The following is a 26,432-nucleotide window of genomic DNA, read 5'->3' as shown; positions in this document are numbered from 1 at the left end:
CGGGAGGGGTCGGGGGAGGGGCTAAACAGTCGCTGCGCTTCTACTACGTCGCCCCCTCCCTCGCCCCCTCCCGCAAGCGGAGGGGGAGCGAAATTCGGCACCGCTCTAGTCCCGCCCATACCACTCGTCCCGGCGCATCAGCTGGTCATATTCGGCGTACGGCGCATATTCCGGCACCAGCTTCGCGGTGAACGGTCGCTCGCCCGTCAGCCAATCCTTCGCCGCCTCGGCAAATTCCCGCGCGGCGATGCTGACGAAATCCTCCACCGGGATCGGGTCGCGCTTCTTCGGATCGACCGGCGAATCGACGAAGCCGAACCCGCCGCTCCTCGGATTGCGCGCCAGCGACCAATATTCGAAGCAGCGCGCCTCACCCGCTATCCCCTCGAACCCGCCGCGCTCGGCGATCAGCCCCAGCAGGCCGAGTTGCAGGCTGAAACCCGCCTTCACTGCGCGGCTGCTAGGCGGCTGGCCGGTCTTGTAGTCGACGATCGCCAGGCTACCGTCGCCCAACCGGTCGACGCGATCAAACTTGCCGCGCAGCGTCACCCCGGCGAAATCGATCGCGCCGTCCCGCTCCACCGCCAGCACGCGGCGGCCCTTGGCGACATTGGCGGCCAGTTCGTCGGCAATCCAGTCGATCGCCTCCATCAAGCGCGGCTGCCACAGCGCGCGGATCAGCGGATGGGTGCGCGTGTCTGTCAGCATCGCCTCGGCACGCGCGCGCAAACGGTCGGGGCGGCAATCATCCTCCTCGAACCAGCGTTGCAGCACGTCGTGCACAGCCGTACCGCGCCACGCGGCGCTGGGATCGGCATCCACGGCATCGAGCGGCATCAGCCGCAGCATCCGGCGGGCGTAAAAGGCATAGGGATCGGCCTTCAGCCGATCGACCTCGGTCACAGAAATGACCTTGGGTCGATCCTTGGCGGGCGGCGCGGGTTCCGGCCGGGCCACGGGCGCGAAGTCCGCCGGTGCATCGATCGCCGCCAGCCATTCGGCAAGATCGTCCGCCCGCTCCAGCCCGCCCGACAGCGCCTCCAGCCGCAGCCAGAAGCGCGAGGCGATGGTCGGCGCGCTGGCGTCGCGGCGCGCGCGGGTGAGCAGCACCTGCTTCGCACCCAGCCCGATCGCCAGATCATGCGCCGAAACCCCGATCCGCCGCTCCAGCCCCGGCAAACCCAGCTCGGCGCGGATGCGCGGCGCCAGCCACGGGTCGGGCGCGGGCAGCCCCGGCCAGACGCCTTCGTTCAGCCCGCCCAGAATCATCAGGTCGGCGCTGTGCAGCCGCGCCTCGATCAGGCCGAGAATGGCCAGTCGGGGGTGTCCGCCCTGCGGCGGTCGCACGGCGACCTCGTCCATCAGCGTGCGCAGCATCGGCGCAAGGCTGTCCGGCTCTACCAGCGCCGGACCATGCGCTGCCTCGCGCTCCAGATCGTCGAGCAACGCGGCGGCCGCACGGCCATCCTCGCGGCTCCACAGCATGTCGCCGCCCAGCGCCTGTGCCGATTCTCGCATAACGGCCACGAGGCCGGGTAGCGGCTGCATACCGGCGGCGAAGATCGCCTCCAGCGGCGCGAGCAACGGCCGTGCCATTTCCCACCAACCGGCCGCAACGCGGCGAAGCGCCCCTTCCCGCCCGCTCTGTTCGGCCAGATACCGGTCGACCCCCTCCAGCCCCGGCGCCGGCCGCGGCCCGCGCAACGCCAGGTCGAGCGCGCGCGCGCCTTCCAGCCAATTTGCGCGGGCGTCCGGCTGGACCAGCGGGTGCTTGAGCAGTGTAAGCAGCGGCATCGGCGCAAAGCCCTGCGCGGCGGCATCGGCCAGCGCGAGCAGCAGTGTGCCCGGCGGGGTGAGCGACAGCGGCTGACCGGCAGAATCGTCGACCATGATCCCCCAGCGCGCGCAATGTGCTGCTACCCGCCTGGCAAGCGCCCGATCCGGCGTTGCCAGCGCGGCCGTGCGGCCTGGAGTCTCCACCGCTTCGCGCAACGCCAGCGCGATTGCCTGAGCCTCCTCTGCAGGCGTAGCAAGCTCCAGCGCGCGTACGCCGTCCAGCCGGCGTTCACCGGCTGGCAGGTCGGTCCAGCGATGCGTCAGTTCGGGCGGTTGCATCGCCGAGGCGATCGCCTTGCTGCGCGCCGGCGGTGCGTCCAGTTCGCTGGCCACTCGCCAGACATCGAACTCGTTGCGATGCACACCCATCCGGTCGAGCAGCAGCTTCAGATGAAATTGCGGATGCGCCTCCAGGCTGCGGCGTCTCCGACCGGTGACCGGATCGGGCACGTGCGGGCCGAGTGAGTCCCATTCGGCATCGTCCATACCGGTGGCGAGGCCCGGCAGTACCACCATGCCGGTCGGTAGTCCGGCAACCACCCGCAACAGCCGCGCAATTGCCGGCGCGCTGGTGGTGATGCCGGCGGCGCAGACAAAACCGGCGGGCGGCGCGTTTTTCCACCGCGCGGTCACACGCGCCAGCAACTGCCGCCGCCGCTCGGCCAGATCGATTCGGCCGAGCTTCGCGAGCTCCTCCGGCCAGCGCGACAGGACGATTTCGAACAGCGCCAGCGAGCGCTCCCAATGCGCCGACAGCTCCGGCCCCAGATCGAGTTCGCGGAGGCGGTGCGGTGGCACTTCCTCTACAAGCAACTGGTCGAGCGTCGTCGCCAATTCCCCGGCCAGCCGCACCGCCTCGGCCGCGTCGAGCCGGGTATCGTGCGCCTGGATCAGCCGGGCGAGGATCATCCGCCGCTGCAGCGGATCGACGGCAGGCGGAACGGGTTCGCTATCCTCCACCGCCTCGAACACCGCTTCGTCGAGTTCGGGATCGCCCACGGCCACCAGTCGCGGCAGCAACAGCCCGCCGCCGCTTTCGCGTACGAATGCATCCTGCATCGCCCGCTTGGCGCGGTTGTTCGGAAGCAGCACCACACCGCGCGCCAGCCGGAGCGGGTCAGCGCCGAACCGCCGGATCAGCCCGATCGCCAGCGCATCGGCAAAGGCGCGGTGCGGCGGGATGGTGTAGAGGTGCAGGCGGTGCGGCATCCGGCTCGGCGGCAAGGGAACGGAGCGCGAACCTTAGCGGCTCGCCACCCGAGCGCAACCACCTGCCTGCCCTTTCCCCGACCGGAAAAGGACAGGAACGATCACATCTCCGCCAGCGCGGCCTGGGCTTCGCGGATCGCGTGCGGTGAACCGACATCGAACCACAGGCCCTGATGCACCGCACCCCATAACCGCCCGGCTTCCAGCGCGCGGTTCCAGAACAGGTTGGTGGAGAAAGGTCCCTCCGGCCAGTCATGAATCAGGCGCGGCGACAGGATCTGGACGCCGGTGAACACGAACGGCGCCAGCCGGCCCGGCTTCCGCCGCTCGAGGATGCGGCCGAACGGATTGAGCCGGAAATCGCCGCGCCCGCTATGGCAATAGGCGCGCGCCAGCGGCACCAGCAGCAGCAGCGCATCCATCTTCGCATCGTCCCACTGCGCCGCGAGCAGGCGGATCGCATCGCTGGGGCCGTCGATCCACAGATTGTCGCTGTTCACGCAGAGGAACGGCTTGTCGCCCAGCATGTCGCGGGCCTGCACCAGCCCGCCGCCGGTTTCCATCAACTGCTTCCGCTCGTCCGAGATCAGCAGCTCCATGCCCTTCACCCGCGCGCGCAAATGCGCCTCGAGCTGATCGGCAAGATAGTGGACATTGACCACCGCCCGGCCGACTCCCGCCGAACGGAGACGATCGAACACATGGTCGATCAGCGGCTTGCCCGCCACTTCGATGAGCGGCTTGGGCCGCGACGCCGTGAGCGGGCGCATCCGCTTGCCCAACCCCGCTGCCATCACCATCGCGGTTTCGGGCACCACCACCGCAGGCTGCGGGCGGAGCGAATAGGTTGCGGAGGTGCTCATGCCGCTGCCACCAGCGCCATCGGGTCGCCGCGCAGATCGGCGGGCACATTCGCCGCGAACCAGTCCGCCACGGGCTTGAGCGCGGGATGTTTCAGGTCGCGCTCCAGATAGGTCCAGACGCGCGGGCACAAGCCCGGATAGCGGGGCTTGCCGTCGCGCTTCCACAGCCGGGTGAAAACGCCGATGATCTTTGCGTTCCGCTGCGCGCCCAAGACATGATAGGCGACATCGAAGGCATCGCCCGCGCCGGTGATCCGCTTATAGCGATCGAGCATTGCCGTCTCCAGCGCGGGCGCCACGTCGCGGCGGGCGTCCTGCAGCAGCGAGACCAGATCATAGGCGGCATGCCCCGCCACCGCGTCCTGGAAATCGAGCAGGCCCAGCGTCTCGCTGCCGTCGATCAGCATCAGATTTTCGGCATGATAATCGCGCAGCACGGTCACTGCACGGGTGTCGGCGAGCAATGGGGTCAGCACCTTTTCCCAGGCCGCCTTATAGCCTTCCGCATCGACCGAGAGGCCGATCGCCGGGCAATACCATTCGGGGAACAGTCCGGCCTCGCGCTGATACTCTGCCATGTCATAGGCCCGCGCCACGCCCGCAGGCTGGTTGTGGAGCCGCACCAGAAGATCGACCGCCGCCTCGTACAGCCGCAGCTCGCTTTCGGGCGCCGCGTCGGCGGTTTCGCGCAGCCGCGCGTCGCCGAAATCCTGGAGCAGCACCAGCCCCTCGCCTAGATCCTGATGCAGAATTTCGGGCGCTGCGAAGCCATGATCGGTCAGCCAACGCGCCACATCGATGAACGGGCGCGGGTCTTCGTGCGGCGGCGGCGCGTCCATCAAAATCGCGCTGCGGTCATGATCGACCACGCGAAAATAGCGACGGAACGACGCATCGCCGGCAAGCGGCAGGATCTGCGCGCCTTCCCAGCCAGCCGAAATCAGGAAATCGGGCGCCGCAGAAGGCGGATTCATGTCAGGGGCCATCGGTCCTTCCATGCCGCCGGCACTCGCGCTGTCAAGGCGCGCGCGCCATCCGGCAACACTTCCAGGCTAAGCCACAGCGCATCGCGCCACCAGTTTTCGCCCAGCCGCTCGGGCCATTCGACCAGCAGCAGCGAGTCACTGCGGGCATCGTCAAGACCCAGTTCCTCCGCCTCTGCCGGATCGTCGATGCGGTAGAGGTCGACATGCAACACCGGTAGCCGCACCTCGGGCGGATCGTAGGGCTGAACGATCGCGAAGCTGGGCGAAGGCGCCTCGCCCTCCAACCCTAGCGCGGCGAGCAGCCCGCGCGCGATGCTCGTCTTGCCGGCGCCCAGCGGGCCGGAGAGAGCGATGGCATCACCCGACCGCACCACGGCGGCCAGTCCCTCGCCCAGCGCCAGCGCTTCCTCCAACGATCCTAGCCGGATGGTGGTCATCCGCGCGGCAGCTCGACCGTGACGAGCGTGCCCTCGCCCGGTTCGGAGATCATTTCGATCCGCCCGCCATGGGCATCGACAAACTGCTTGGCGAGCGGCAGGCCAAGCCCCAGCGCCCGCTCGCCACTGCGCGGCGCGCCCACCTGCGCGAAACGGTCGAACGCCCGCGCCACCGCCTCCCGTGACATGCCGGGGCCGTCGTCGGACACGATGATCCGGGCGACCCGGGCATTGCCATCGAGGTGAAGCAGCACGCGACCGCCGTCGCCAGTACCGGCGACGGCATGACGCAGCAGATGCTCCACTACCTGGCGAATGCGCCGGGCATCACCCTGCACCTGTCCGGCAGTGCCGGTGTCTTCCACTGCCAGATCAATTGTGCGGGTGCGGGCCAGCGGCCCGATCGCCTCGGCGGCAGCACCGGCCGCAACCGCGATGTCGACCTGGCTGCGCTCCAGCGGCTCGCCTTCACTCAGCGTCAGATCGAGCACGTCATCAACCAGTCCGCCCAGCCGGTCGACCGACATCAGGATGGCATCGACATATTCGGCACCGTCGGCGCTCAGCTTGCCGGCGAAGCCGCCCTGCAGCATCTCGGCAAAGCCCTTGATCGAGGTAAGCGGCGTGCGCAGCTCATAACTCATATTGGCGACGAAGGCGGTGCGGACCCGGTCGGCAGCCTCCAGCGCTTCGTTCCGGTCGCGCAGCGCCCGTTCCACCCGCTGGCGATCGGTTGTGTCGAGCATCGTCACCAGCGCATTGCCGTCCGGCAGCGGCACGGCGGCGACATCGAAATGGCGGCCATTGGCGAAAACCAATGCCGAGCCGCGTTGCTGCCTGTCCTTCGCGGCAAGTCGGATCAGATCGCCGAGCGTATCCGCCCGTGCGGGATTTGCTAACTTGCCGCCGGCGGCCTTGATCAGCGTCGGGATCTGCGGGTGGCCATCAAGGAAGCCATCCTCGAAGTCCCAGACCTGACGGAACTTGCGGTTCCACAGCTGCAACCGCCCCTTGCCAAACACCGCAACCGCCTCGGCAAGGCTGTCCAGCGTGGCCGTGCGCACCAGCTGCATCTCGCCATGTTCGCGCTGCAACTCAAACTGCTGGGTCTGATCTTCGAAGATCAGCAACAGCCCGCCTTCCGGCAGCGGCTGGGCGACGACGCGCAAATGGGTGGTGCCGATGCTCCAGCTTTCCTCGACTGCATCGGGCGCGGTGAACCACTCGCGCCGCTCCGCCTTCCACGCGGGAAAGTCGCGCACGTCGGGCAGCTTGCGCGCTTCGCGCATCCGTTCGAGCACGCGGTCGAATTCGGGGCGGTCGGCCAGCCACTCGTTGCGCATCGCGAACATGCGGCGGAACGGCTGGTTGCAGAAGACGAGCCCGCGATCCGACCCGAACTGCGCGACGCCCGAGGACATGCGATCGAGCATTGCCCGCTGCGCGTCGGCAAAGCGCTTCATGCCGCCGCGTGCCTGTTCCAGTTCCTCGATATCGACGGCGAAACCGGCAATGCCGCCGGTCGGCAGCGGCACGTCATGCAGGCGCAGCATCCGCCGCGCGCCCGCAATCGTCGCCGGCATGGCCGCCGACTGCGGTTCCTGCGTGTCGCGCGCGATGGCCGCATTGGCGAGCGGTCCGCCCAGGCCGGCGCCTTCCACCAGTTCCAGCCCGCGCGCCACGACATCCTCGGCATCGCGCCCCTCGACCGCACGGACATAGGCCGAATTGACCATCAGCAGCCGAAGATCCGGACCGCGATACCACATTGGCATCGGCGCCGCCTCGATCAGCGCAGTAAGCGCGTCGAAGGCCGTGCGCAGGCGATCCGCTTCGCGCTCCAGCCGGCGTACCTCTGCCTGATTTTCGGTCATGTCGAGAAACCACAGCACCACACTGCCCGGCGCCTCGACCAGTTCGGACGCACGCTCACCCAGGATCATCAGCGTCCGTTCGGAGCCGCGCGCCTGCACCGCCATCGTAAAGGGCTGCGCCGCGCGATGGGCAGCATTCACCCGGTCAGCAAGCAATGCAGCCTCCTCCTCGTCGAGCCCACCTTCCTCGCCTGCCAGTTCGCTTAGCAACCGGGGCATTTGCTCGAGCCCAAGCCAGCCCGCCAGCTTGCGCGACAGGTCCAGCCGCCCATCGGCACGCACCACCATGGCCTGGGCAGGTGCAGCGCGGGAAAAGGCGAGCAGCCGGCGATTCTCGTCATAGGTGGCGCGCGCCTCGGCCCTTGCGCGCAGCCCGGCATAGAGCGCCCAGGCAGCACCCAGCACGGCAAAGGCAATGCCCGCGCCTGCCAGCGCCGCGCCAGTCTGCGATACCAGGATCACGGGTGCCCCAACCGAACGTCCATCGCACTGTCCTTAGGGCAAAGCACCGGCATACGAAAAGGGGCCCGGCGCAGGCCGAGCCCCGAAAGATGCAACCGCAGCGGAATATTTCCGCCGGCGGGCGCCTTAGTAACGATAGTGGTCCGGCTTGAACGGCCCTTCGACCGGCACGCCGATATAGGCAGCCTGCTTGTCGCTCAGCTTCGAAAGCTGGACGCCCAGCTTCTCCAGGTGCAGCGCCGCGACCTTCTCGTCGAGGTGCTTCGGCAGGACGTACACTTCGTTCTTGTAGTGCTCGCCGCGGGTCCAAAGCTCGATCTGGGCAAGCGTCTGGTTGGTGAAGCTGGCCGACATCACGAAGCTCGGGTGGCCGGTGGCGCAGCCCAGGTTCACCAGGCGGCCCTTTGCCAGCACGATGATCTGCTTGCCGTCCGGGAATTCGACCAGGTCGGTACCCGGCTTCACTTCGGTCCACTTGTAGTTCGACAGGGCCGAGATCTGGATCTCGCTGTCGAAGTGGCCGATGTTGCAGACGATCGACATCGGCTTCATCGCCTTCATGTGATCGGCGGTGATGACGTCGGCATTGCCGGTGGCGGTCACGAAGATATCGGCGCGCTTCACGGCCTCATCCATGGTGACGACCTCGAAGCCTTCCATCGCCGCCTGCAGCGCGCAGATCGGGTCGATTTCGGTGACCATCACGCGGGCGCCGCCGTTGCGCAGCGACTGGGCCGAGCCCTTGCCCACGTCACCAAAGCCGGCGACGCATGCGACCTTGCCGGCCAACATAACGTCGGTAGCGCGACGGATCGCGTCGACCAGCGATTCCTTGCAGCCATAGAGGTTGTCGAACTTCGACTTGGTGACGCTGTCGTTGACGTTGATCGCCGGGAACGGCAGCTCGCCCTTCTTGGCGATCTCGTAAAGGCGGTGCACGCCGGTGGTGGTCTCTTCCGAAACGCCCTTCAGGTTCTGCACCGTCTTGGTGAGATAGCCCGGATACTTGGCGACGAACGCCTTCAGCGCGCGCTGGAATTCGACTTCCTCGTCATTTTCCGGCTCCGGCAGGGTCGCGCCGGCTTCGATCTTGGCGCCCCACAGCGCGAACATGGTCGCGTCGCCGCCGTCATCGAGGATGATGTTGGCGGTGGTGCCGTCGGTGTCCGCACCCCAGTTGAAGATGTCGCCGACATAGTCCCAATATTCGCCCAGGGTCTCGCCCTTCACCGCGAACACGGGCACGCCCGTCGCGGCAATGGCGGCGGCAGCATGGTCCTGCGTCGAGAAGATGTTGCAGGTCGCCCAGCGGACCTGCGCGCCCAGCGCGGTCAGCGTCTCGATCAGCACGGCGGTCTGAATCGTCATGTGCAGCGAACCGGTGATCCGTGCGCCCTTCAGCGGCTGCGACGGGCCGAATTCCTTGCGGAGCGCCATCAGACCCGGCATTTCGGTCTCGGCGATCTCGATCTCCTTGCGGCCGAAATCGGCGAGCGCGATGTCCTTGATGACATAGTCGTTGGTAGCCACGGGCTGCTTCTCCAGTTCAAGCAAAATGCAGGCGCACCGGGAGTCTATCCCGGCCGCATAGGTGCGCACCTAGCCGCTTCGCGCCTACCGCGCAACGACAATATAAAGATATCTTTATATGTACTATGCCGGAGGCGATGCCAGCCGAAGCCGCTTGCACGCGGGAGAATTCCGAAACATCCTCCCCCCATGCCTATGCCATTGCTGCTTTCGCTTCTCGGCCTTCTCGCTTCGACGCCGTCACCGGACGATCCTTTCGCCAGCATTCCGAATGTGAAATTCGTCTATTATGACGTGAGCGGAAAAGACGCGAACGCCATTCGCAAAGACATGAACAGCAAGCGCTTTGTCGATGAGGCAGATGGCAAGGCCGTCGACTCGCTGAGCCGCTGGTATTATGGCTGGCGGGTCGGCCGCAAGAATGACCAATGCGACCCCGCGACTGTTGAGATATGGTTCGGTGCGGAAGTAAAGCTACCCCGCCTCGCCGCGCCCGAAACTGTTCCGGAAAAAGTCCAGGCCCGCTGGAACCATTATTATTCGTCCCTGCTCACGCACGAATATGGCCATGTTGGCTATGCCTGGTCGCGTCACGACGCGATACTGGCCGCCATGAAGGCCAGCACGTGCGAAAAAATGGGTGTCACCTTCAAGGAGCAACTGGACGCAGTCAGCGCCCATGATCGTCGCTATGACGCAGAGACGCACCATGGCGCCACCCAGGGCGCAGTGTTTCCCTGATTCAGGCGGTGCCCGAACTCCCCGCAAGCAGCCGCGGATCGATCCCCGCCGACGCAAAGCCGGCTGACCACCGCCCTTCCGCGGGTTCGTCATAGATCAGCGCCGGATCGCCCGCCATGTTGAACCAGCCATGGCGGGTCAATTCGCCCTCCAGCTGCCCTTCGCCCCAGCCGGCATAGCCAAGCGCTACCAACCAGCGGCTGGGCCCGTTGCCTCCAGCAATAGCGCGCAGAACGTCGACCGTCCCCGACAGCGCCCAGCGGCCGGCCACATCGATCGTATCCTGCCCGCCCCAGTCGAGCGTGTGCAGAACGAAGCCCCGTTGCGGCTCCACCGGCCCGCCGAAATGCACCGGCGCATCGGGTGCGGCGCCCGGATCGATCTCAAACTGTTCGAGCAGCTCGTGCAGACTGACGCCTTCTATCGTCGCACCAATCCCTATTCCCAGCGCGCCTTCGACATCATGGGCGCACATCGCGATCACGGCGCGTTCGAACCGCGGGTCGCCGATGCCGGGCATGGCCAGCAGGAACTGGCCGGTAAGCGAGGGTGTCGACTCCATATCCCCCACATATCGCTACCGCTTCGGCGTGGCCAAGCTTGAAAATGCCGCGCCACATGCCGATGGAGGCGGCGGCCGGGCATCCGCGCACGGCCGCAGGATTCGCAGGAGTGAGCAGCATGACCATCCAGACCGGTGACCGCATTCCCGACGCCAAGCTCGTCAAGGTGACGGCAGAAGGCCCCGAACAGGTCGAAGCACCCGCCTATTTCGCCGGCCGCAAGGTCGCTCTCTTTTCGGTGCCGGGCGCCTTCACCCCCACCTGCTCGGCCAAGCACCTGCCGGGCTTCGTGGAGAAGGCGGAAGAGATCAAGGCGAAGGGCGTGGACGAAATCGCCTGCACCGCCGTCAATGACTTCTTCGTGATGAAGGCCTGGGGCGATGCCAATGGCGTGGCCGGCAAGGTGACGATGCTGGCCGACGGCAATGGCGGCTTCGTAGAAGCGCTCGGCCTGACGCTCGACGGCTCGGCCTTCGGTCTCGGCACGCGCGGCCAGCGTTTCTCGATGATCGTCAATGATGGCGTCATCGAACAGCTCAACGTCGAACAGGGCGGCCAGTTCGAAGTGAGCTCGGCCGAGTATCTTCTGGGCCAGCTCTGATCGATTTCCCGGAACCGCCCCCTGTCGACAGAGTTGACAGGGGGTTGATTCCGAAGGGAAAGGACAGACCCATGGCTACCGATCTGACGTCCAACGTCGCGAGCGAACCCGCTGCCGGGCAGCAGGACAAGCCCTTCATCGCCCAGGCACAGGAAAGCGTAAGCAACGCCTGGGATGCTACCGTCGCCGCCGTGCGGGAACGTCCCGTCACTGCTGCCGCCATCGCCGCCGGCGCGGTCGCAGCGATTGGCGGTGCGGCCTATGCAGCGACCCAGCTGCGCGGCAACGGCGCGCCGGAGAAGTAATCCGAACTGGAATGACGTGCCCCTCCCGCCTGCGGGAGGGCGCACAACTGCGCCGCGTACACCGGCGATGTCTTGCCAGCGTCATCATCTGCCATTAGCCATGGAAGATGACACAAGCCTCCGATATCGTCGCCGACCTTGATCGGCTCTATCGCGCCTCAGTCGAACGGCTTCAGCAGGCGCTCAATCGCTACATCACCGATGGCACCACGCCTGATCCGGAAAGCCGGACCGACGGTTCCTTCGCATACCCGGAACTGCGCATCACCTATCGCGGCGGTCCAGCCAAGCCGACGCCGCGCCGCTCGTTCGGGCGGCTGGTGGAGGCCGGCGACTATCGCATCACGGTCACGCGACCGGCAATGTTCGCCGACTATCTCACCGAGCAGCTGACCTTCCTGATCGAGGACTTCGACGTGGAAGTGCACGCGGTGACCGGCCGCCAGGAAATCCCGTTCCCCTATGTGCTCGACCCCAGCACGATCCTGAGCCTCGACGATATCTCTGCCACCGAGCTGGGCCGGCATTTCCCCGCAACCGAGCTGTCGCACATTGGCGACGAGATCGCCGACGGGCTATGGATCAGCCAGGACGGCACCCGCCCGCTCGCGCTGTTCGATGCGCTGCGCACCGATTTCTCGCTGGCTCGGCTGAAGCACTATACCGGCACGCCGGTCGAGCATTTCCAGCAGTACATCCTGTTCACCAACTATCATCGCTATGTGGATGAATTTGTGCGCTGGGCGTGCAGCCAGCTGGGCGAGGAAAGCCGCTTTACCGGCGTGTCGGGCGCGGGCGGCATCGTGATCGAGGATGCGGCGGACGCCGACCGGCTGGTCAGCGACGGCGCATGGCGGCGGCACCAGATGCCCGCCTATCACCTGATGGCGCCGGGCGGCACCGGCATCACGCTGGTCAATATCGGCGTCGGCCCGTCCAATGCCAAGACGATCACCGACCATCTCGCGGTGCTGCGGCCCGAGGCATGGCTGATGATCGGCCATTGCGGCGGCCTGCGCCCGAGCCAGCGGATCGGCGACTATGTCCTCGCCCACGCCTATCTGCGCGACGATCACATCATGGACGACGTGCTGCCGCCGGAAATCCCGATCCCTGCGATCGCCGAAGTGCAGCAGGCGCTAGCCCGCGCGGCAGAGACGGTGTCGGGCCAGTCGGGCGACGAGCTCAAGCAGCGGCTGCGCACCGGCACCATCGTCACCACCGACGATCGCAACTGGGAACTGCGCTATTCGCAGTCGGCGCTGCGCTTCTCACTCAGCCGCGCGGTGGGCGTGGACATGGAATCGGCGACGCTGGCGGCACAGGGCTATCGCTTCCGCGTGCCCTATGGGACGCTGCTCTGCGTCTCGGACAAGCCGCTCCACGGCGAACTCAAGCTGCCGGGCCAGGCCAACCGCTTCTACGAGCGCGCGATCGCCGAGCATCTGAAGATCGGCATTGAAGCCTGCGAGGAACTGCGCCGCGAAGGCGCCAAGCTCCACAGCCGGAAATTGCGGGCGTTCAACGAGCCGCCGTTCCGGTAAGAGCAGGTCGGTAGCCCTCCCCCTTCCCGCCGCCGCGGAAGGGTGAGGGCGACCGGACCAGCGGACATTCCCGCCAACCGATGCGTTCTCCCCTTGAGGAGATGCATCATGGCCAACCCCGAACGAACACCCGAAGAGCACACAGACGCCAAGGGCCACGCGCATCAGCCCGACGGCACTGACAGTTCCGAAGAGTGGAACGCCCGGATCGCCGACGAGAATATGATCCCCGACGATCCGGAAGAATAACGCCCGGCGCCGCCAACGCGCCGGGCATCAAGTCTTATTGGGCCAGTTCGAATTCGACGACGATCGACTTTTCGACGTGCACGGCGCCCTCAGGGTTCTTGAACAGGTTGGCCAGCGCCTGCGGGCCCTTGCTCATTGCCTCTTCCATCTTGGCCTGAAAGCCCGGCAGCAGCAGGTTGTTACCAACTTCGCTGATCCGGACCACGCGGTTCACGCGCAGCCCCATTTCCTTGGCATAGGCATCGGCATCGGCACGCGCAGTGCGCAGCGCCTTGGCCTTCGCCTGACGCTGAGCCGCAGCGAAGCCCGCGTCGTCCAGTTCCGAATTTGTTTCGCCGACGGTCACGTCGAGCTTTTCCAGCGCCGCCTTGACGGCTTCTGCCTGCGCTGCGGAGGCTACCGTCAGCTTCTTGGCTTCGGTCGCAGAGAATTTCGGATCCTTGGCGTCAGCGTCTTCGCTGTCGTCGTCGCCGCTGCCCTTGCCGCTGGCGAGCATGATCTTGGTCTGCTCGGACGCCGAGAGATCGCTAAGCGCCGCGCTGGTCAGGCCCTGCGCCTTCAGCGCCGCCTCTACCTTCGCCATCTTGGCGGTGCGGGCCTTGTCGGCAGCGTCCTGGGTCTTGGCTTCTTCGGTGAAACTGATCGTCATCGTCAGCTTGGTCGCCGTCGCATCGACACCGCCCGAAGCGACGATTTCCAGCGCAACCGGCTGTGCGGGCTTCCCCACCTGCGCCAGCGCAAGGCCCGGCGACAGCAACGCAAGCGCGGTAACGAAATTCGTGATTCGCATGGATTTCTCCCCCATTACGGGCTGCTCCTGCCTGAAACGGGGGAGAAAGTCTTGCAGATTCACCAGCACTCCGACCGCGTCACCATCCCTGGGGCTGCCCCTTATTCTGCTCGTCGAGCCATTTCTTCAGCGGCGCGAAATATTCCATCATCGCCTTGCCGGAGATTTCGCGCGTGCCGGTGAACGCCTCCAGCGCCTCGGGCCAGGGCTTTGACGCGCCCATTTCCAGCATCTTGTTCAGCCGCGCACCGACTTCCTTGTTGCCGAAGAACGAGCAGCGATGCAGCGGCCCCTTCCACCCGGCCTGGTCGCACGCCGCCTTGTAGAACTGGAACTGCAACAGCCGGGCAAGGAAATAGCGGGCATAGGGCACGCTGCCGGCGACATGGTATTTCGCGCCCGGATCGAACTTGCTGTCGTCGCGCGCGACCGGCGGCACGACGCCCTGATATTGCAGGCGCAGCTTGTTCCAGCCGGCCTCATACTGGCTTGCCGGGATCGTCCCGTCGAAGACCTGCCAGCGATATTTGTCGACCAGCAGGCCGAACGGCAGGAACGCCACCTTGTCCATCGCCTGACGCAGCAGCAGGCCGATGTCCTTGTCCGCGCTCGGCACCTGCGCGCGGTCGAGCAGGCCGATCTGCACCAGATATTCGGGTGTGATCGACAGCGCGATGAAGTCGCCGATCGCTTCGTGGAAGCCATCGTTCGCGCCGTTGCGATACAGCGCCGGCATCGCCTGATAGGCGCGCTGGTAGTAATTATGCCCCAGCTCGTGGTGGATGGTGACGAAATCGTCCGAATTCACCTTGATGCACATCTTGATGCGGACGTCGTTCTTCTCGTCGATGTCCCAGGCGGAAGCATGGCACAGCACTTCGCGATCCGCCGGCTTCAGGAACAGCGACCGCTCCCAGAAGGTCGCCGGAAGCGGCGCGAAGCCGAGCGAGGAATAAAAGCCCTCGCCGGTCTCGACCATCTTCTTCCAGTCGTACTGCTTGGCGGTCAGCAGGTCGCCGACTTTATAGCCCAGGTCGCCCGCTCCCTGGGGCGCGACCAGGTCATAGACATTGCCCCATTCCTGCGCCCACATATTGCCTAGCAGGTCGGCGCGGATCGGCCCCGTCTTGGCCTGCACCGCATCGCCATATTTCTCGTTGAGCTTGCGGCGGACATAGGTGTGGAGCGCGACGTAGAGCGGCTTCACCTCGTCCCACAATTTGTCGGTCAGCTGCGCGAACTGCGCCGGCGTCATGTCGTAGTTCGAACGCCACAGCGCGCCGGTGTCGGCAAAGCCCAGTTCCTGCGCGCCCTGGTTGGCGATGCCGACCATCCTGGCGAAGTCGCCGCGCATCGGCGCCCCGACATTGTCGTGCCAGCTGACCCACATTTCCTTGAGTTCGTCGGGATCGCGGCTCTTGCCCATCGCCGCTTCGATGTCGCTGCCGTTGATCGGCTTGCCGCCGCGCGTTCCCTTGCCCTTGGCATAGGCCGATCCGAGCTTGGTCGAAATGTCGCTGAGTTCCTGCGCCGCGCCCGCGCGGGTCGGTGCCGGCAGGACGAGGCCAGCGCGCAGCATGGTGAGCTGCCGCTTTTGCTCGGCGGTCAGACCCGGCGCCTTTTGCAGTCGCGCCGCCTCCAGCGCGAAGCGGACCGACATTTCGGTGCCCTTGGCGCCGACGTCCGATGCCAGCGCATCGGTATCGTCGGTGATATAGGTGGCGTTGACCCAGGCGATGCGCTGCGCCGTCAGGTTATACGTCGTAATTTCCTGCTGCACGCGGTCGAGAAACGCCGTGGCCTCGGCAGCCGTTGGCGCTTTGGCAGTTTGCGCATGCGCCGGTCCGGCCAGCGCGATACCCAGCGCCAGCAGCGAAAGTCCCTTGCGGATCATAATGGTAGTCCCCGAAATCAAGAAAGGCGCAACCTTGCCGCGCCTCCCCTGTACCCGTCAACCAACCAGAAAATCGGCGATGGCGTCGCCCAGTTCGGGCCGCGTCACGGCACTCATGTGGTTGCCGGGAATCTCGACAAAATGCCCCCAGGGCAACAGGTCCGCGACTTCCTGTGCGGAGCCATTGTCATAATCGTCCGCCCCGGAGATCACCACGGTCGGCTGGCCGATCGCGGCGATGTCATCGCGCGGCGTATCGACAAAGGTGTCGAGGATCCGCAGCAGCGCCACCGGATCGCCCTTGGTCGTCTTCAGGAACGCCTCGGTCAGCCATTCGGAGCTGCCGCGCTCGAAGCTGCCGAGATTGGTGAGCACCCGGTGGAAATAGGCGCCGCGCCCCTTGGTCGCGACCAGCCCGTCCAGGCCCATGCCCGAGAGCACCACCCGGTGCGGCGCGGCGCCGTTGGCCAGCATCCGCACCACCGTCCGCGCGCCCAGCGAATAGCCGCCCAGATCATAGTCGGTCAGGCCCAGATGCGCGATCAGCGCGAAGCCGTCGCGCATCAGCACGTCGGGCGGATAGGCGGCAGGATCGTGCGGCTTGTCGCTCTGCCCATGGGCACGCAGGTCCGGCATGATCACCCGGCAACCGCGCGCGGCCAGCTTGGCGGCATGGCCGTATTTGATCCAGTTGACCTCGGCATTGGAAAAATAGCCGTGGATCAGCACCACCGGCCGCCCCTCGCCCATCTCCGTCCAGGCGATCTCGACCCCATCGAAGCTGGGGAAGCGGTAGGTTTCAGTCGGGAAGTCTGCCAAGGCTATGCATCCAGCGTTGTACGACATTGGGATTGTCCTCGGTCCGGTATCTGGGCAGCGCCGTCGTGTCGAGCCACTGTTCGTGCATGCTTTCCACGCCGAAATGGTGCGTCGGCTGGAACCGGCCCGGTGCATCGAGGCTCCCGACCGTCAGATCCATGGTTTCGCTGTCGGGGAATTCGAACGTCAGCGGAGTCCCGCACTCGCGGCAAAAGCCGCGCTTCGCGATCGGCGAGGACGCATAGCGATCCGGCTCCTGTTCCCACCGGACATCGTCTTTCCGCACATTTTTAAAGGCGATGGAAACGCCGCCAGTTGCCCGCTGGCACATGCGACAATGACACAAATACGCGTCGGTATCGCGTACCCGCACATGATAGCGGATGCGGCCACACTGGCACCCGCCGCCCAGTTTCTCATCCATTCTCACCCTCCATTCACGGACAGAATCGACCGGTTCACCCGCTTGAAGTTAATAAGCACCCTTATTATCTGTGCCGTCATGACCGAAACTCTGGGCTTCCTCATCAGCGATGTCGCGCGCCTGATGCGGCGGCGTGCCGACGAACGTGCGCGCTCGCTCGGCGCGAGTCTAACACAATGGCGCGTGCTGAAGATCCTTGAGCGCGAGCCGGGGCTCAACCAGGGACAGATTGCCGAACTTCTCGAAGTCGAGCCTATCACCTGCTGCCGGATGATCGATCGGCTGGAGGAATCAGGACTGGTCGAGCGTCGCCGCGATCCCGCCGACCGGCGCATGTGGCGCATCCACCTGACGCCCCGCGCCACCCCGGTGCTGGAAGAATTGCACATCGTCGTCAGCGGCTGGCTCGAAGAAATTCTTGCCGGCTTGAACGATGAAGCGCGCGCGGCGTTGCGCCAGTCGCTTTTGACCATTCGCGACAACCTGTCGCAATCCGCAGAAATCAAAGAGGCGGCTCATGGCTGACGCAGACCCGAAATTGCGCTCCCCTTCGCAAGACGAAGCCGCCGCGGCCGTTGCCACGGAACAGCCTGCGCGCCGCCGCCGGCGCAACTGGCTCCGCCCGGTGCTCATGCTGGGCGTGCCGTTGGTGCTGGTGCTGGTCGCGGGCTATTTCTGGCTGACCTCCGGCCACAGCGTCTCGACCGACAATGCCTATGTCCAGCAGGACAAGGCGTCGGTATCGTCCGACGTGGCGGGCCGCATCGTCGAAGTCGCGGTCCAGGAAAACCAGCACGTCAACGCCGGCGACTTGCTGTTCCGGATCGATCCCGAGCCCTATCGCATCGCCGTCGAGCAGGCGAAGGCAGCCATCGCATCCGCACAAGTGCAATTGAACACCGATCGCGTCAGCTATGAAGGTACTGGTGCCAACATTCAGGCGGCGCGCGACCGCATCCAGCAGGCCAAGGAGGATTATGATCGCCAGGCTGCACTGATGAAGGCCGGTTTCACCACGCGTGCCAATTACCAGGCTGCCGAACATGCGCTGGAGCAGGCCCGCGCCACGCTGGAGAATGCACAGGCGAGCGCGGCCGAGGCACGCGCCAAGCTGGCAACCGGCAATGCCGTGCCGGGCGAAAACCCCGCCATCGCCGCTGCCCGGGTCCAGCTGGCCAAGGCCGAGCTCGACCTGCAGCGCACCGTCGTGCGCGCGCCGATCAGCGGCATCGTGAGCCAGACCAAGAGCCTGCAGGTCGGCCAGCAGATGATCACCGGCCTGCCCGCAGTCTCGATCGTGTCGGACAAGCCCGCCTGGATCGAGGCCAATTTCAAGGAAACCGATCTCGACAAGATGCGCGTCGGCCAATGCGCGACCGTCCGCTTCGACGCCTATCCGAAGCTGAAATTGCGTGGCCATGTCCAGTCGATCGGTGCGGGCACCGGCTCCACCTTTGCGGTGCTGCCGGCGCAGAACGCCAATGGCAACTGGGTCAAGGTGACGCAGCGCGTGCCGGTTCGCATCGCCATCGACGGCAAGAGCCCGCGCGAGATGATCGCGGGCCTGTCGGCCGATATCGACGTCTCCTTCACCGGAAAGTGCAACTGACGATGGCGACTGCGGCCCCGGGCGGCGCCAGCCGGGCGGGCGCAGCACGCGCCCGGCCTTCCGGGCCGCAGGCCGGTGTCGCTGCCCTGCCGGTAAAGTATCGCGGCCTGTTGACCCTGGGCGTGATGATGGCGACGATCATGCAGATCCTCGATACCACCATCGCCAATGTCGCCCTGCCCCATATGCAGACCGCGCTGGGTGCGACCTCCGACACGATCACCTGGGTACTGACCAGCTATATCGTCGCCTCGGCAATCGCGATCCCGATCACGGGCTGGCTGGCCGACCGGGTCGGGTCGCGCAACCTGTTCCTTGCCTCCACCATCGGCTTCATCGTCGCTTCGGCGCTGTGCGGCGCGGCGCAGAGCCTGGAGGAGATGGTCGCCTTCCGCCTGTTGCAGGGCATCTCGGCGGCGTTTCTCAATCCGCTCAGCCAGACCGTGCTGCTCGACATCAACCCGCCCGAGCGCCAGGCCAAGGCCATGTCGATCTGGGGCATGGGCATCATGGTCGGCCCGATCATGGGGCCGCTGATCGGCGGGTACCTTACCGATAATTTCGAATGGCGCTGGGTGTTCTACGTCAACCTGCCGGTCGGCGTGGTCTGTTTCGCGATCTTGTGGTGGCTGCTGCCCAGCCGGCCGATCCGGATGCGCCCGTTCGACCTGCTCGGCTTTTCGCTGCTATCGACAGGCATTATCGGTTTGCAGTTGATGCTCGACCGCGGGCAAAATCAGGACTGGTTCGCCTCCACGGAAATATGGATCGAACTGCTCCTTGCCGTCATCGGCTTCTGGACGTTCGCGGTCCATCTCTTCACCGGCCGACAGCCGATGTTCGACCGGGAGCTGTGGAAGAACCGCAACCTCGTCACCGCCATTTTCTTCATGCTGGTCATCGGGCTTGTGATGATGGCCACCATGGCGCTGCTGCCGCCCATGCTGCAAGCGCTCTATGGCTATTCGGTGTTCGATACCGGCCTGCTCCTGATGCCGCGCGGCATCGGCGTGCTGATCACCATGTATTTGGCCGCAACCCTTACCCAGCGCGGCTTCGATCCGCGCATCCTTGTCGGTGGCGGGCTCGCCGTGGCGGCGGTATCGCTGTGGCAGATGTCGCAATGGACGATCGAGATGGGCTCGACGCCCTTCATCATCACGGGCTTCGTGCAGGGCCTGGGACTGGGACTGGTGTTCATGCCGCTGCAGGGGCTGGCCTTTGCCGGCCTGCCCGCCCATTTCCGCACCGAGGGATCGAGCCTGATGAACCTGATGCGTAACATCGGCGCGTCGGTCGGCATCTCGATCGTGACGGCCATGCTCGCCCGCAGCACCCAGACGAGCCATGAGTATCTGGGCAGCCATGTCACCGCGCAAGCGCTGAACGGGCTCGACCCCGGCCTGCTCCGCGCACTGGGCGGCGCCGGTGCCAGCGCGCTGGCGATGCTCGACAGCGAAGTAACGCGGCAGGCAGCCATGATCGGCTATCTCAACGACTTCTGGCTGATGGCGATCGTGACGGCAATCAGCGTGCCGCTGGTACTGCTACTCCGCCGCCCCAAAGGGCCTGCCGAAAAGCCGGATCCCTCTGCAGCAGGGCACTGAGCGACCGGCGCCTGAACGCATTCACTGCACCCGGTCCGTTTCCTCTCCCGCGAACGGGAGGGGAAACGGACCGGGATCAAGAGGTCAGGCCTTCTGCAAATGCCGCCGGCCGAGCAGTTCGGCGATCTGCACGGCGTTCAGCGCGGCGCCCTTGCGGAGATTGTCCGACACGCACCACAGCGACAGGCCATTGTCGACCGTCGAGTCATCGCGGACGCGGCTGACATAGGTGGCATATTCGCCGACGCACTCGATCGGCGTGACATAGCCGCCATTCTCGCGCTTATCGACCAGCATCACGCCCGGCGCCTCGCGCAGGATCTTCTGCGCGTCCTCGGCGGACAGCTCGTTCTCGAACTCGAGGTTGATCGCCTCCGAATGGCCGACGAACACCGGCACGCGCACGCAGGTGGCAGTCACCTTGATCTTGGGATCGAGTATCTTCTTGGTCTCGGCGACCATCTTCCATTCTTCCTTGGTCGAGCCATCGTCCAGGAAGCTGTCGATATGCGGGATCACGTTGAACGCGATCTGCTTGGTGAACTTGGCCGGCTCCACCTGATCGCCGACGAAGATCGCCCGGCTCTGGTTGAACAGTTCGTCCATGCCCGCCTTGCCGGCGCCCGATACCGACTGATAGGTCGCCACCACCACGCGCTTGATCTTCGCGGCGTCGTGCAGCGGCTTTAGCGCCACCACCATCTGCGCGGTCGAACAGTTCGGATTGGCAATGATGTTGCGCGCCTTGTAGCCGTCGATCGCCTCCGGGTTCACTTCCGGCACGATCAGCGGCACGTCCGGGTCCATGCGGTAGAGCGAGGCATTGTCGATCACCGTGCAGCCGGCGGCGGCGAACTTCGGCGCATAGATGGCGCTGCCTTCCGAGCCGATCGCGAACAGCGCCATGTCCCAGCCGGTCGGATCGAAATGCTCGATGTTCTGGACCTTGTACTGTTTCCCGGTCTCGCCGAAATCGACCATATCCCCGGTCGAGCGCGACGACGCCAGCACGGCGAGATCGTCGATCGGGAATTCCCGCTCGGCCAGGATGTTCAGCATTTCGCGACCGACATTGCCGGTGGCGCCTGCGACGACGACACGGTAACCCATCTGTACCTCTTTCTTGCCAACGCCGGCAGTGCGGCGTGGGTGCTCTTTAGTGTGAGAGAAAGGTGGAATGCACGTGCATTCCGCTGCTTCGCTGCACAAGCGCAGCTATCGCGCCCGATTACGGGCGCGGGGTAATTCGCGTGAATGTGGCGCGTTTTCGAAGCATCGGAGGCCCGCTAGCAGAAACAAAGCTGCGTGGCGAGCCCCTTCCCTTGAAAAAATAGAACAGAAGTCAGGTCCGCACGCGTCGCAACGCTGTCAGCGGACACAGGCGCGCGAGCGCCACGCCCATTCCATAGGCCCCGTCAACAGGCCCGCTATTTGTAGAGAATATCGATGTGCGCAGCGTCACGAACCGGCACAGTTTCGTCGCCACACAAAAAAGCTCGCCCCCGCTTCGAACGGGGGCGAGCCGCCAGTCTGCGTTTCACCCGGTAGGCAGGCGATCAGAAGCTCGCCCATTCCTCCACATCGGCGCTCACCTGCCGGACGGTAGAAACCGTCGCGGCGTGCGGCTTCGAGGAAGCGACCGGCAGTGCATGCACGGTCGAGCGCACCGGCCGGCGTGCCGCCGCGCTGCGGCCCGTGTTGAACCGTGCGGCGCGTTCGGAAAGTGAAGCGACTTCGCTGCTCAGATTGCGTGCCGCAGCCGATGTCTCTTCAACCATTGCTGCGTTCTGCTGGGTCGACTGATCGATCGCGTTGACCGCAGTTGCAACCTGGGTGACGGCTGCCGCCTGCACCTGATTGTCATTGGCCATGGTCGACAGCAGCGAATGGACTTCGTTGACGTCGCCGACAATGTCGCCCAGCGCGCCATCCACGCGGCGGACCATGTCCACCGCTGCGGTGATGTCCGTCTGCGTCGCAGTCAGCTGGTCGCGGGCGCGCCCGGCTTCTTCCTCGGCACGCATGGCCAAGGCAGAAACAAGGTCGGCCACCACCGCAAAGCCGCGGCCTGCCTCGCCGGCGCGACCGGCTTCGACCGCTGCGTTCATCGCCAGAACCCGGGTCTGGAACGCAATCTTGTCCAGGCCCTCGATGACGTTGTCGATGCCTTTGGCGCTGTCCGACACGCGGCTCATTGCCTGCACCGCTTCGTCCGCCACCGAACGGCCGGAATCGACCACCCCGATCGCGCCGTTGGCACGGTCGACCGTGCGGCTCGCAGCAGAGGCCGTCGCCTTGATCCGCTGGTCCATTTCGCTCACCGCAGCCGAAGTTTCTTCCAGGCTGGCGGCGGCACTTTCGGTGCGGCGCGCCAGATCCTCCGACGCCTGGGCGATTTCCGCCGAACCGGTCGAAATCGCCTCGGCGCTGTCCATCACTGCCGAGATCAGATCGCGGAGCGCAGTGACGGCGGCGTTGAAATTGCCCTTCAGGCTCTCATACTGCGCGGCAAAGGCGGTATCGATCGTGGCGGTCAGATCACCATCGGCCAGTTTGCCCAGACGATCCTCGAGCGTGTCGACTACCACCTTCTGTTCGGCATCGGCGCGCTGCTTGGCTGTGGCCGCGACAGCCTGTTCGATCGCCGCTTCCTTGAAGACGAGCACCGACTTCGCCATTTCGCCCACTTCGTCGCGGCGGTCGATGCCCGGCACGTCGACGCCATTGTTGCCAGCAGCCAGCGCCCGCATCGATTCCTGCAATCGAACCAGCGGAGTGCTGATCTGACTGCGTGCCACCAGCACCGCAATCCCCATTACGCCCAGGATCGCAATCAGGGCCGTCACCAGCAGGCTGGTCCGCGTGCTTTCAGCGGCATCGCTCAAAGCGTTCGACTGCGTGCCTGCGTCCGCAACGCGACGGTCGTTGAAGGCACGAAGCTCCTGCGTCAGGCGCTGGATCACCGGGTCGGCCTTCACCAATAGCTGACGCGCCTGCTCGTCCTGATTGTTTTTGCCAAACTGGATCGCTTGGTTCAGCAAATCATGCAGCTGGTCGAGCTGGTTGCGAAACCCGCCCAATGCAGCGGCAATTTCCGGCTGCGACTTGGCGACCGCCTCGATTGCCGCAACGGCCTGATTATACGTTTTCGGTTCTTCGGCTGCGGCGGCGCGTGCTTCCGGTGAGCTGCCCTCATAAAACATGACGCGATACGTGTCATAGACCATGACCACCGCCATCCGGTTTACCCGCACCATTTTGATGGTGTCCGGAAGCCGGTGATCGACGAGAAGGCTGTAGTCGCCGTCCGCCTTCATGATGCGGCTGCCCGAATATACCGCCATACCAAGCGCCAGCACGCCCAGCAGGCTCAGCAGTAACATGATCTTGAACTGTATCTTCAGGTTCGCGAAAACGTGCACGTTGGCGTCCTTCCAGAAAAGCCTCGCGCCGCGTTCGCAGGCGCTATTGTCCCTTCTGGAAGTTATAGAGGGCAAAGGCACCTTAAGCGCCTCTCTCCCCTAAGGATTTTTACCGTGTCTATCGCACTCGCCGGGGATCGTTCAGCGCATTATCGAGAAATTTCAAGATCGTTCCCCAAAGATGTTCACTAATTCCGGGGCCACCGACACGATGGGTGTAACCGGGATATAGCATCATTTCGAAAGGGATATTCTTCTTCTGCAACGTCGCCACCATGGCAGTCGTGTTGTCCAACACGACATTGTCGTCGGCCATACCATGCAGAATCAGCAGCGGATCGGCGATATTGTCTGCATCGGCAATGGTACCCGCGCGCAAATAGGCTTCGGGCACCTTGTTGGGATCACCCATATAGCGCTCGGTATAATGGGTGTCGTATAGCTCCCAGTTCGTCACCGGCGCGCCCGACACGCCCGCCGCAAAGGCGCCCGGCGCCGCTTCGAGCATCTTCAGCGTCATATAGCCGCCATAGGACCAGCCATAGGTGGCAATGCGCTTCGGATCGACGAAGGGCAGCGATTGCAGATAGGCCGCGCCGGCAAGCTGGTCCTGCACTTCCACCGTGCCCATGGCATGCCAGATCGCGCTTTCGAACGCGACGCCGCGATTGGCGGAGCCGCGATTGTCGATCTGGAACCAGATATAGCCCTGGCCGATCAGATATTGCTGCAACGCGCCGCCCCAGGCGCGGCTTACAGTCTGCACATGCGGGCCGCCATAATGCTGGAAGAACACTGGATAGCGTTTGCCCGGCTCCAGCTTCGGCGTAATCATTTCCCAGTGCAGCTCGGTGCCGTCAGTGGCCTTGATCGTGCCGAAGGTCCGCTCGCGGTGCGCTGCCAGATAGGGGTGATAGGGATGTGCCGGATCGGTGACGGCATTTTCCATCACCCAGGCCAGCCGCTTGCCATCGGCATCGGCCAGATAGACCTGACGCGGCTGGTTCGGGCTCGACCGGCCGATGATCGCGCGGGTACCCCCGGCATCCATCGACGCACCATTCCACCAGCCACGTTCGGTAAGCCGGGTGATGGCCCCGGGCTTGCGATAATCGACCCAGTAGAGATGCCGCTCGAGCGGATCGTCCTTATTGCCCTGAAAGAATAGTCGGCCGGATTTCTGGTCGACGCTCACCGCCTCTGCGGTGACTTCCCAGGGGCCGCGGGTCAGTTGCGTCCACTCGCCCGCGTTCCAGCGATAGAGATGGCCATGGCCGTCGCGTTCCGACCACCAGATCAGGCTGCCGTCCGCCAGTGGCGTGAAGGCATTGGACAGGTTGATCCAGCTTTTCGGCGCCGCCTTCTCGCTGAACAGCAGCCGCGACGCGCCGGTCGCCGGATCGACCGCCAGCAGGTCGAGCTGGGTCTGGGCGCGGTTCTCACGCTGGACATAGAGCGTCTTGCCATCGGCCGACCAGTTCACCCGCGCCAGATAGATGTCGGGATCGCTCCCCAGATCCACCTTCACCCGGCCGCCATGACGCGGATCGATCACATAGAGTTCGACCAGCACATTGGGCGTGCCCGCCTTCGGATAGCGCTGCTGGAAAATGCTCGTGCCGTTGGCGCCGATCGCCGCGCGGGTGACGATGCCGACCGGCGCCTCATCGAACCGCTCAACGGCGACATAGGCATCGGTGGGCGCCCACCAATAGCCCTGATCGCGCGCCATTTCCTCCTGGGCGACGAACTCCGCTTCGCCCCAGTGCACCGTCCCGGCGCCATCCTGCGTCAGCCGGGTCGGCTTCCGGGTGGCGAGGTCCATGACGACCAGATTCTGGTTCTGCACATAGCTGGCATAGGTGCCGGCCGGACTGATCGTGGCGTTGAGCTTCGTTCCCGGAGCGGCCGGCAGCTTGTCGACCTTACCGTCCGTGCCTGCGCGAAACAGTTCGCCTTCCAGCGGGACGAGGACCGATTTGCCGTCGGGCGCCCAGTCGTAGCTGACAATGCCCCTGGTGCCGCTGATCCGCGCGCGTTCGCGCTGCATTTTTTCGGCTTCGGACAATTCGGCACCCGAACCGAGCTTTCTGGAATCGACCAGCATTCGCCACGCGCCCGTAGCGGTATCCATCGCCCAGAGGTCGTAGCGCTCTTTCTCGTCGTCACGGTTGCGCAACAGGGTCAGCAACTTGCCGTCGGGCGACAGTTTCAGCGCACGGGGTGCCGGTCCGTCGATGGCTGGACTGGCGAATACGCGCTCCAGCGTGAGCGGCTGCGGTTGGGTCTGTGCCATCACCTCACCCATGCCTGCCAACACACCACAGCTTCCGATCGCAAGTCCGGTCATCCATTTGCGCATTCCAACGCTCCAGAGGGCTAAACCCGCATGCGGGCGAACGGGACTTATCGCGGGGCCGCGCCGACCCGTAAAGAGGCTGGCCTTGCGGCCAAGAACTCAGAAAAAATGCCCATCATGGCGAGCCAAGCTGCAACAAAATCTTCGTAAGCACGTTGTTAAAATTTCTCATACTAAAATCATTCTAGGCCCTCCCTCCGGATTATACCTACCTTTTTATATTTCGCGGTATAAAATAGCCCTGATGCGACTGATGTAACCTTGCAGCAGCCGGATATTGGTGGCGCGAAAAGCGCGAATCCGCCGCG

The 26,432-nt window shown here is 65.0% G+C and carries 22 protein-coding genes; 8 read left to right on the top strand and 14 right to left on the bottom strand.

What is annotated here, in order from left to right:
* Positions 1-105 precede the first annotated feature (105 nt).
* From addB to ahcY, 6 genes are all read right to left on the bottom strand, one after another.
* Positions 106-3,045, bottom strand: a complete 2,940-nt coding sequence (gene addB, locus ACT53K_RS04580; protein WP_476227376.1) for a double-strand break repair protein AddB — start codon at positions 3,043-3,045, stop codon at positions 106-108.
* A 101-nt stretch (positions 3,046-3,146) separates the two neighbouring features.
* A complete protein-coding gene (locus ACT53K_RS04575) occupies positions 3,147-3,908 on the bottom strand; it encodes a nucleotidyltransferase family protein (protein WP_476227375.1) in 762 nt (253 codons plus the stop codon).
* Positions 3,905-4,882: an aminoglycoside phosphotransferase family protein gene (locus ACT53K_RS04570; RefSeq protein WP_476227968.1), complete on the bottom strand. Its 978-nt coding sequence runs from the start codon at positions 4,880-4,882 to the stop codon at positions 3,905-3,907. Before ACT53K_RS04570 ends, ACT53K_RS04575 begins: the two co-directional genes overlap by 4 nt.
* Positions 4,879-5,331: a tRNA (adenosine(37)-N6)-threonylcarbamoyltransferase complex ATPase subunit type 1 TsaE gene (tsaE, locus tag ACT53K_RS04565; protein WP_476227374.1), complete on the bottom strand. Its 453-nt coding sequence runs from the start codon at positions 5,329-5,331 to the stop codon at positions 4,879-4,881. Before tsaE ends, ACT53K_RS04570 begins: the two co-directional genes overlap by 4 nt.
* Positions 5,328-7,667, bottom strand: coding sequence for a sensor histidine kinase (locus ACT53K_RS04560; RefSeq protein ID WP_476227373.1), 2,340 nt, complete (start codon positions 7,665-7,667; stop codon positions 5,328-5,330). The genes tsaE and ACT53K_RS04560 overlap by 4 nt, the downstream gene beginning before the upstream one ends.
* 126 nt (positions 7,668-7,793) lie before the next feature.
* Positions 7,794-9,212 carry an adenosylhomocysteinase gene (gene ahcY, locus ACT53K_RS04555; RefSeq protein WP_476227967.1) on the bottom strand — a complete coding sequence of 473 codons (1,419 nt, stop codon included), beginning with the start codon at positions 9,210-9,212 and terminating at the stop codon, positions 7,794-7,796.
* 174 nt (positions 9,213-9,386) lie between these two features.
* On the opposite strand from ahcY, the gene ACT53K_RS04550 reads away from it, so the two are divergent.
* Positions 9,387-9,938 (top strand): DUF922 domain-containing protein, encoded by a 552-nt coding sequence (locus tag ACT53K_RS04550; RefSeq protein ID WP_476227372.1) that lies wholly within the window; start codon positions 9,387-9,389, stop codon positions 9,936-9,938.
* A 1-nt stretch (position 9,939) separates the two neighbouring features.
* On the opposite strand, the gene ACT53K_RS04545 is transcribed toward ACT53K_RS04550, so the two are convergent.
* Positions 9,940-10,500, bottom strand: a complete 561-nt coding sequence (locus tag ACT53K_RS04545; protein WP_476227371.1) for a YqgE/AlgH family protein — start codon at positions 10,498-10,500, stop codon at positions 9,940-9,942.
* A 119-nt stretch (positions 10,501-10,619) separates the two neighbouring features.
* Here ACT53K_RS04545 and ACT53K_RS04540 point away from each other — a divergent pair, with 119 nt between their 5' ends.
* The 4 genes from ACT53K_RS04540 to ACT53K_RS04525 all read left to right on the top strand — a co-directional run bounded on the left by ACT53K_RS04540 (position 10,620) and on the right by ACT53K_RS04525 (position 13,200).
* Positions 10,620-11,102 carry a redoxin family protein gene (locus ACT53K_RS04540; protein WP_476227370.1) on the top strand — a complete coding sequence of 161 codons (483 nt, stop codon included), beginning with the start codon at positions 10,620-10,622 and terminating at the stop codon, positions 11,100-11,102.
* 71 nt (positions 11,103-11,173) lie between these two features.
* Positions 11,174-11,407 carry a hypothetical protein gene (locus ACT53K_RS04535; RefSeq protein ID WP_476227369.1) on the top strand — a complete coding sequence of 78 codons (234 nt, stop codon included), beginning with the start codon at positions 11,174-11,176 and terminating at the stop codon, positions 11,405-11,407.
* A gap of 107 nt (positions 11,408-11,514) precedes the next feature.
* On the top strand, positions 11,515-12,951 hold the full coding sequence (locus tag ACT53K_RS04530; RefSeq protein ID WP_476227368.1) for an AMP nucleosidase: 1,437 nt from the start codon (positions 11,515-11,517) through the stop codon (positions 12,949-12,951).
* Positions 12,952-13,059: 108 nt separating this feature from the next.
* Positions 13,060-13,200: a hypothetical protein gene (locus ACT53K_RS04525; RefSeq protein ID WP_476227367.1), complete on the top strand. Its 141-nt coding sequence runs from the start codon at positions 13,060-13,062 to the stop codon at positions 13,198-13,200.
* A gap of 34 nt (positions 13,201-13,234) precedes the next feature.
* Here ACT53K_RS04525 and ACT53K_RS04520 read toward each other — a convergent pair whose 3' ends face one another.
* The 4 genes from ACT53K_RS04520 to ACT53K_RS04505 all read right to left on the bottom strand — a co-directional run bounded on the left by ACT53K_RS04520 (position 13,235) and on the right by ACT53K_RS04505 (position 17,127).
* Entirely contained in the window at positions 13,235-13,990 is a 756-nt protein-coding gene (locus ACT53K_RS04520; RefSeq protein WP_476227366.1) for an SIMPL domain-containing protein, read from the bottom strand.
* A 79-nt stretch (positions 13,991-14,069) separates the two neighbouring features.
* On the bottom strand, positions 14,070-15,884 hold the full coding sequence (locus ACT53K_RS04515) for a M2 family metallopeptidase (RefSeq protein ID WP_476227365.1): 1,815 nt from the start codon (positions 15,882-15,884) through the stop codon (positions 14,070-14,072).
* Positions 15,885-15,941: 57 nt separating this feature from the next.
* Positions 15,942-16,703 carry an alpha/beta fold hydrolase gene (locus ACT53K_RS04510; protein WP_476227364.1) on the bottom strand — a complete coding sequence of 254 codons (762 nt, stop codon included), beginning with the start codon at positions 16,701-16,703 and terminating at the stop codon, positions 15,942-15,944.
* Positions 16,684-17,127 carry a GFA family protein gene (locus ACT53K_RS04505; RefSeq protein ID WP_476227363.1) on the bottom strand — a complete coding sequence of 148 codons (444 nt, stop codon included), beginning with the start codon at positions 17,125-17,127 and terminating at the stop codon, positions 16,684-16,686. Before ACT53K_RS04505 ends, ACT53K_RS04510 begins: the two co-directional genes overlap by 20 nt.
* Before the next feature lie 78 nt (positions 17,128-17,205).
* Between ACT53K_RS04505 and ACT53K_RS04500 the strand changes: the two genes are divergently transcribed.
* The 3 genes from ACT53K_RS04500 to ACT53K_RS04490 are packed head-to-tail and all read left to right on the top strand — an operon-like array spanning position 17,206 to position 20,343.
* Positions 17,206-17,652 carry a MarR family winged helix-turn-helix transcriptional regulator gene (locus ACT53K_RS04500; RefSeq protein ID WP_476227362.1) on the top strand — a complete coding sequence of 149 codons (447 nt, stop codon included), beginning with the start codon at positions 17,206-17,208 and terminating at the stop codon, positions 17,650-17,652.
* Entirely contained in the window at positions 17,645-18,736 is a 1,092-nt protein-coding gene (locus tag ACT53K_RS04495; protein ID WP_476227361.1) for a biotin/lipoyl-containing protein, read from the top strand. Before ACT53K_RS04500 ends, ACT53K_RS04495 begins: the two co-directional genes overlap by 8 nt.
* A 2-nt stretch (positions 18,737-18,738) precedes the next feature.
* Positions 18,739-20,343, top strand: coding sequence for a DHA2 family efflux MFS transporter permease subunit (locus ACT53K_RS04490; protein ID WP_476227360.1), 1,605 nt, complete (start codon positions 18,739-18,741; stop codon positions 20,341-20,343).
* Positions 20,344-20,427: 84 nt separating this feature from the next.
* On the opposite strand, the gene ACT53K_RS04485 is transcribed toward ACT53K_RS04490, so the two are convergent.
* The 3 genes from ACT53K_RS04485 to ACT53K_RS04475 form a co-directional block, all read right to left on the bottom strand.
* A complete protein-coding gene (locus tag ACT53K_RS04485) occupies positions 20,428-21,453 on the bottom strand; it encodes an aspartate-semialdehyde dehydrogenase (protein ID WP_476227359.1) in 1,026 nt (341 codons plus the stop codon).
* Between the two features lie 446 nt (positions 21,454-21,899).
* On the bottom strand, positions 21,900-23,765 hold the full coding sequence (locus ACT53K_RS04480) for a methyl-accepting chemotaxis protein (protein WP_476227358.1): 1,866 nt from the start codon (positions 23,763-23,765) through the stop codon (positions 21,900-21,902).
* A 118-nt stretch (positions 23,766-23,883) separates the two neighbouring features.
* Entirely contained in the window at positions 23,884-26,061 is a 2,178-nt protein-coding gene (locus ACT53K_RS04475; RefSeq protein WP_476227357.1) for a S9 family peptidase, read from the bottom strand.
* Between the last annotated feature and the right edge of the window lie 371 nt (positions 26,062-26,432).

The organism is Sphingomonas sp. DMC8, from assembly GCF_056314185.1.
Note: the sequence above shows the minus strand (reverse complement) of the source record. Positions and strands in the feature narration are given on the sequence as shown.

Coding starts and splice junctions, on each gene's coding strand:
- ACT53K_RS04495 (WP_476227361.1), top strand. CDS start 17,645: ATGGCTGACGCAGACCCGAAATTGCGCTCCCCTTCGCAAGACGAAGCC.
- ACT53K_RS04550 (WP_476227372.1), top strand. CDS start 9,387: ATGCCTATGCCATTGCTGCTTTCGCTTCTCGGCCTTCTCGCTTCGACG.
- ACT53K_RS04500 (WP_476227362.1), top strand. CDS start 17,206: ATGACCGAAACTCTGGGCTTCCTCATCAGCGATGTCGCGCGCCTGATG.
- ACT53K_RS04485 (WP_476227359.1), bottom strand. CDS start 21,453: ATGGGTTACCGTGTCGTCGTCGCAGGCGCCACCGGCAATGTCGGTCGC.
- ACT53K_RS04475 (WP_476227357.1), bottom strand. CDS start 26,061: ATGGCACAGACCCAACCGCAGCCGCTCACGCTGGAGCGCGTATTCGCC.
- ACT53K_RS04505 (WP_476227363.1), bottom strand. CDS start 17,127: ATGGATGAGAAACTGGGCGGCGGGTGCCAGTGTGGCCGCATCCGCTAT.
- ACT53K_RS04520 (WP_476227366.1), bottom strand. CDS start 13,990: ATGCGAATCACGAATTTCGTTACCGCGCTTGCGTTGCTGTCGCCGGGC.
- addB (WP_476227376.1), bottom strand. CDS start 3,045: ATGCCGCACCGCCTGCACCTCTACACCATCCCGCCGCACCGCGCCTTT.
- tsaE (WP_476227374.1), bottom strand. CDS start 5,331: ATGACCACCATCCGGCTAGGATCGTTGGAGGAAGCGCTGGCGCTGGGC.
- ACT53K_RS04530 (WP_476227368.1), top strand. CDS start 11,515: ATGACACAAGCCTCCGATATCGTCGCCGACCTTGATCGGCTCTATCGC.
- ACT53K_RS04545 (WP_476227371.1), bottom strand. CDS start 10,500: ATGGAGTCGACACCCTCGCTTACCGGCCAGTTCCTGCTGGCCATGCCC.
- ACT53K_RS04490 (WP_476227360.1), top strand. CDS start 18,739: ATGGCGACTGCGGCCCCGGGCGGCGCCAGCCGGGCGGGCGCAGCACGC.
- ACT53K_RS04575 (WP_476227375.1), bottom strand. CDS start 3,908: ATGAGCACCTCCGCAACCTATTCGCTCCGCCCGCAGCCTGCGGTGGTG.
- ACT53K_RS04570 (WP_476227968.1), bottom strand. CDS start 4,882: ATGAATCCGCCTTCTGCGGCGCCCGATTTCCTGATTTCGGCTGGCTGG.
- ACT53K_RS04525 (WP_476227367.1), top strand. CDS start 13,060: ATGGCCAACCCCGAACGAACACCCGAAGAGCACACAGACGCCAAGGGC.
- ACT53K_RS04535 (WP_476227369.1), top strand. CDS start 11,174: ATGGCTACCGATCTGACGTCCAACGTCGCGAGCGAACCCGCTGCCGGG.
- ACT53K_RS04515 (WP_476227365.1), bottom strand. CDS start 15,884: ATGATCCGCAAGGGACTTTCGCTGCTGGCGCTGGGTATCGCGCTGGCC.
- ACT53K_RS04540 (WP_476227370.1), top strand. CDS start 10,620: ATGACCATCCAGACCGGTGACCGCATTCCCGACGCCAAGCTCGTCAAG.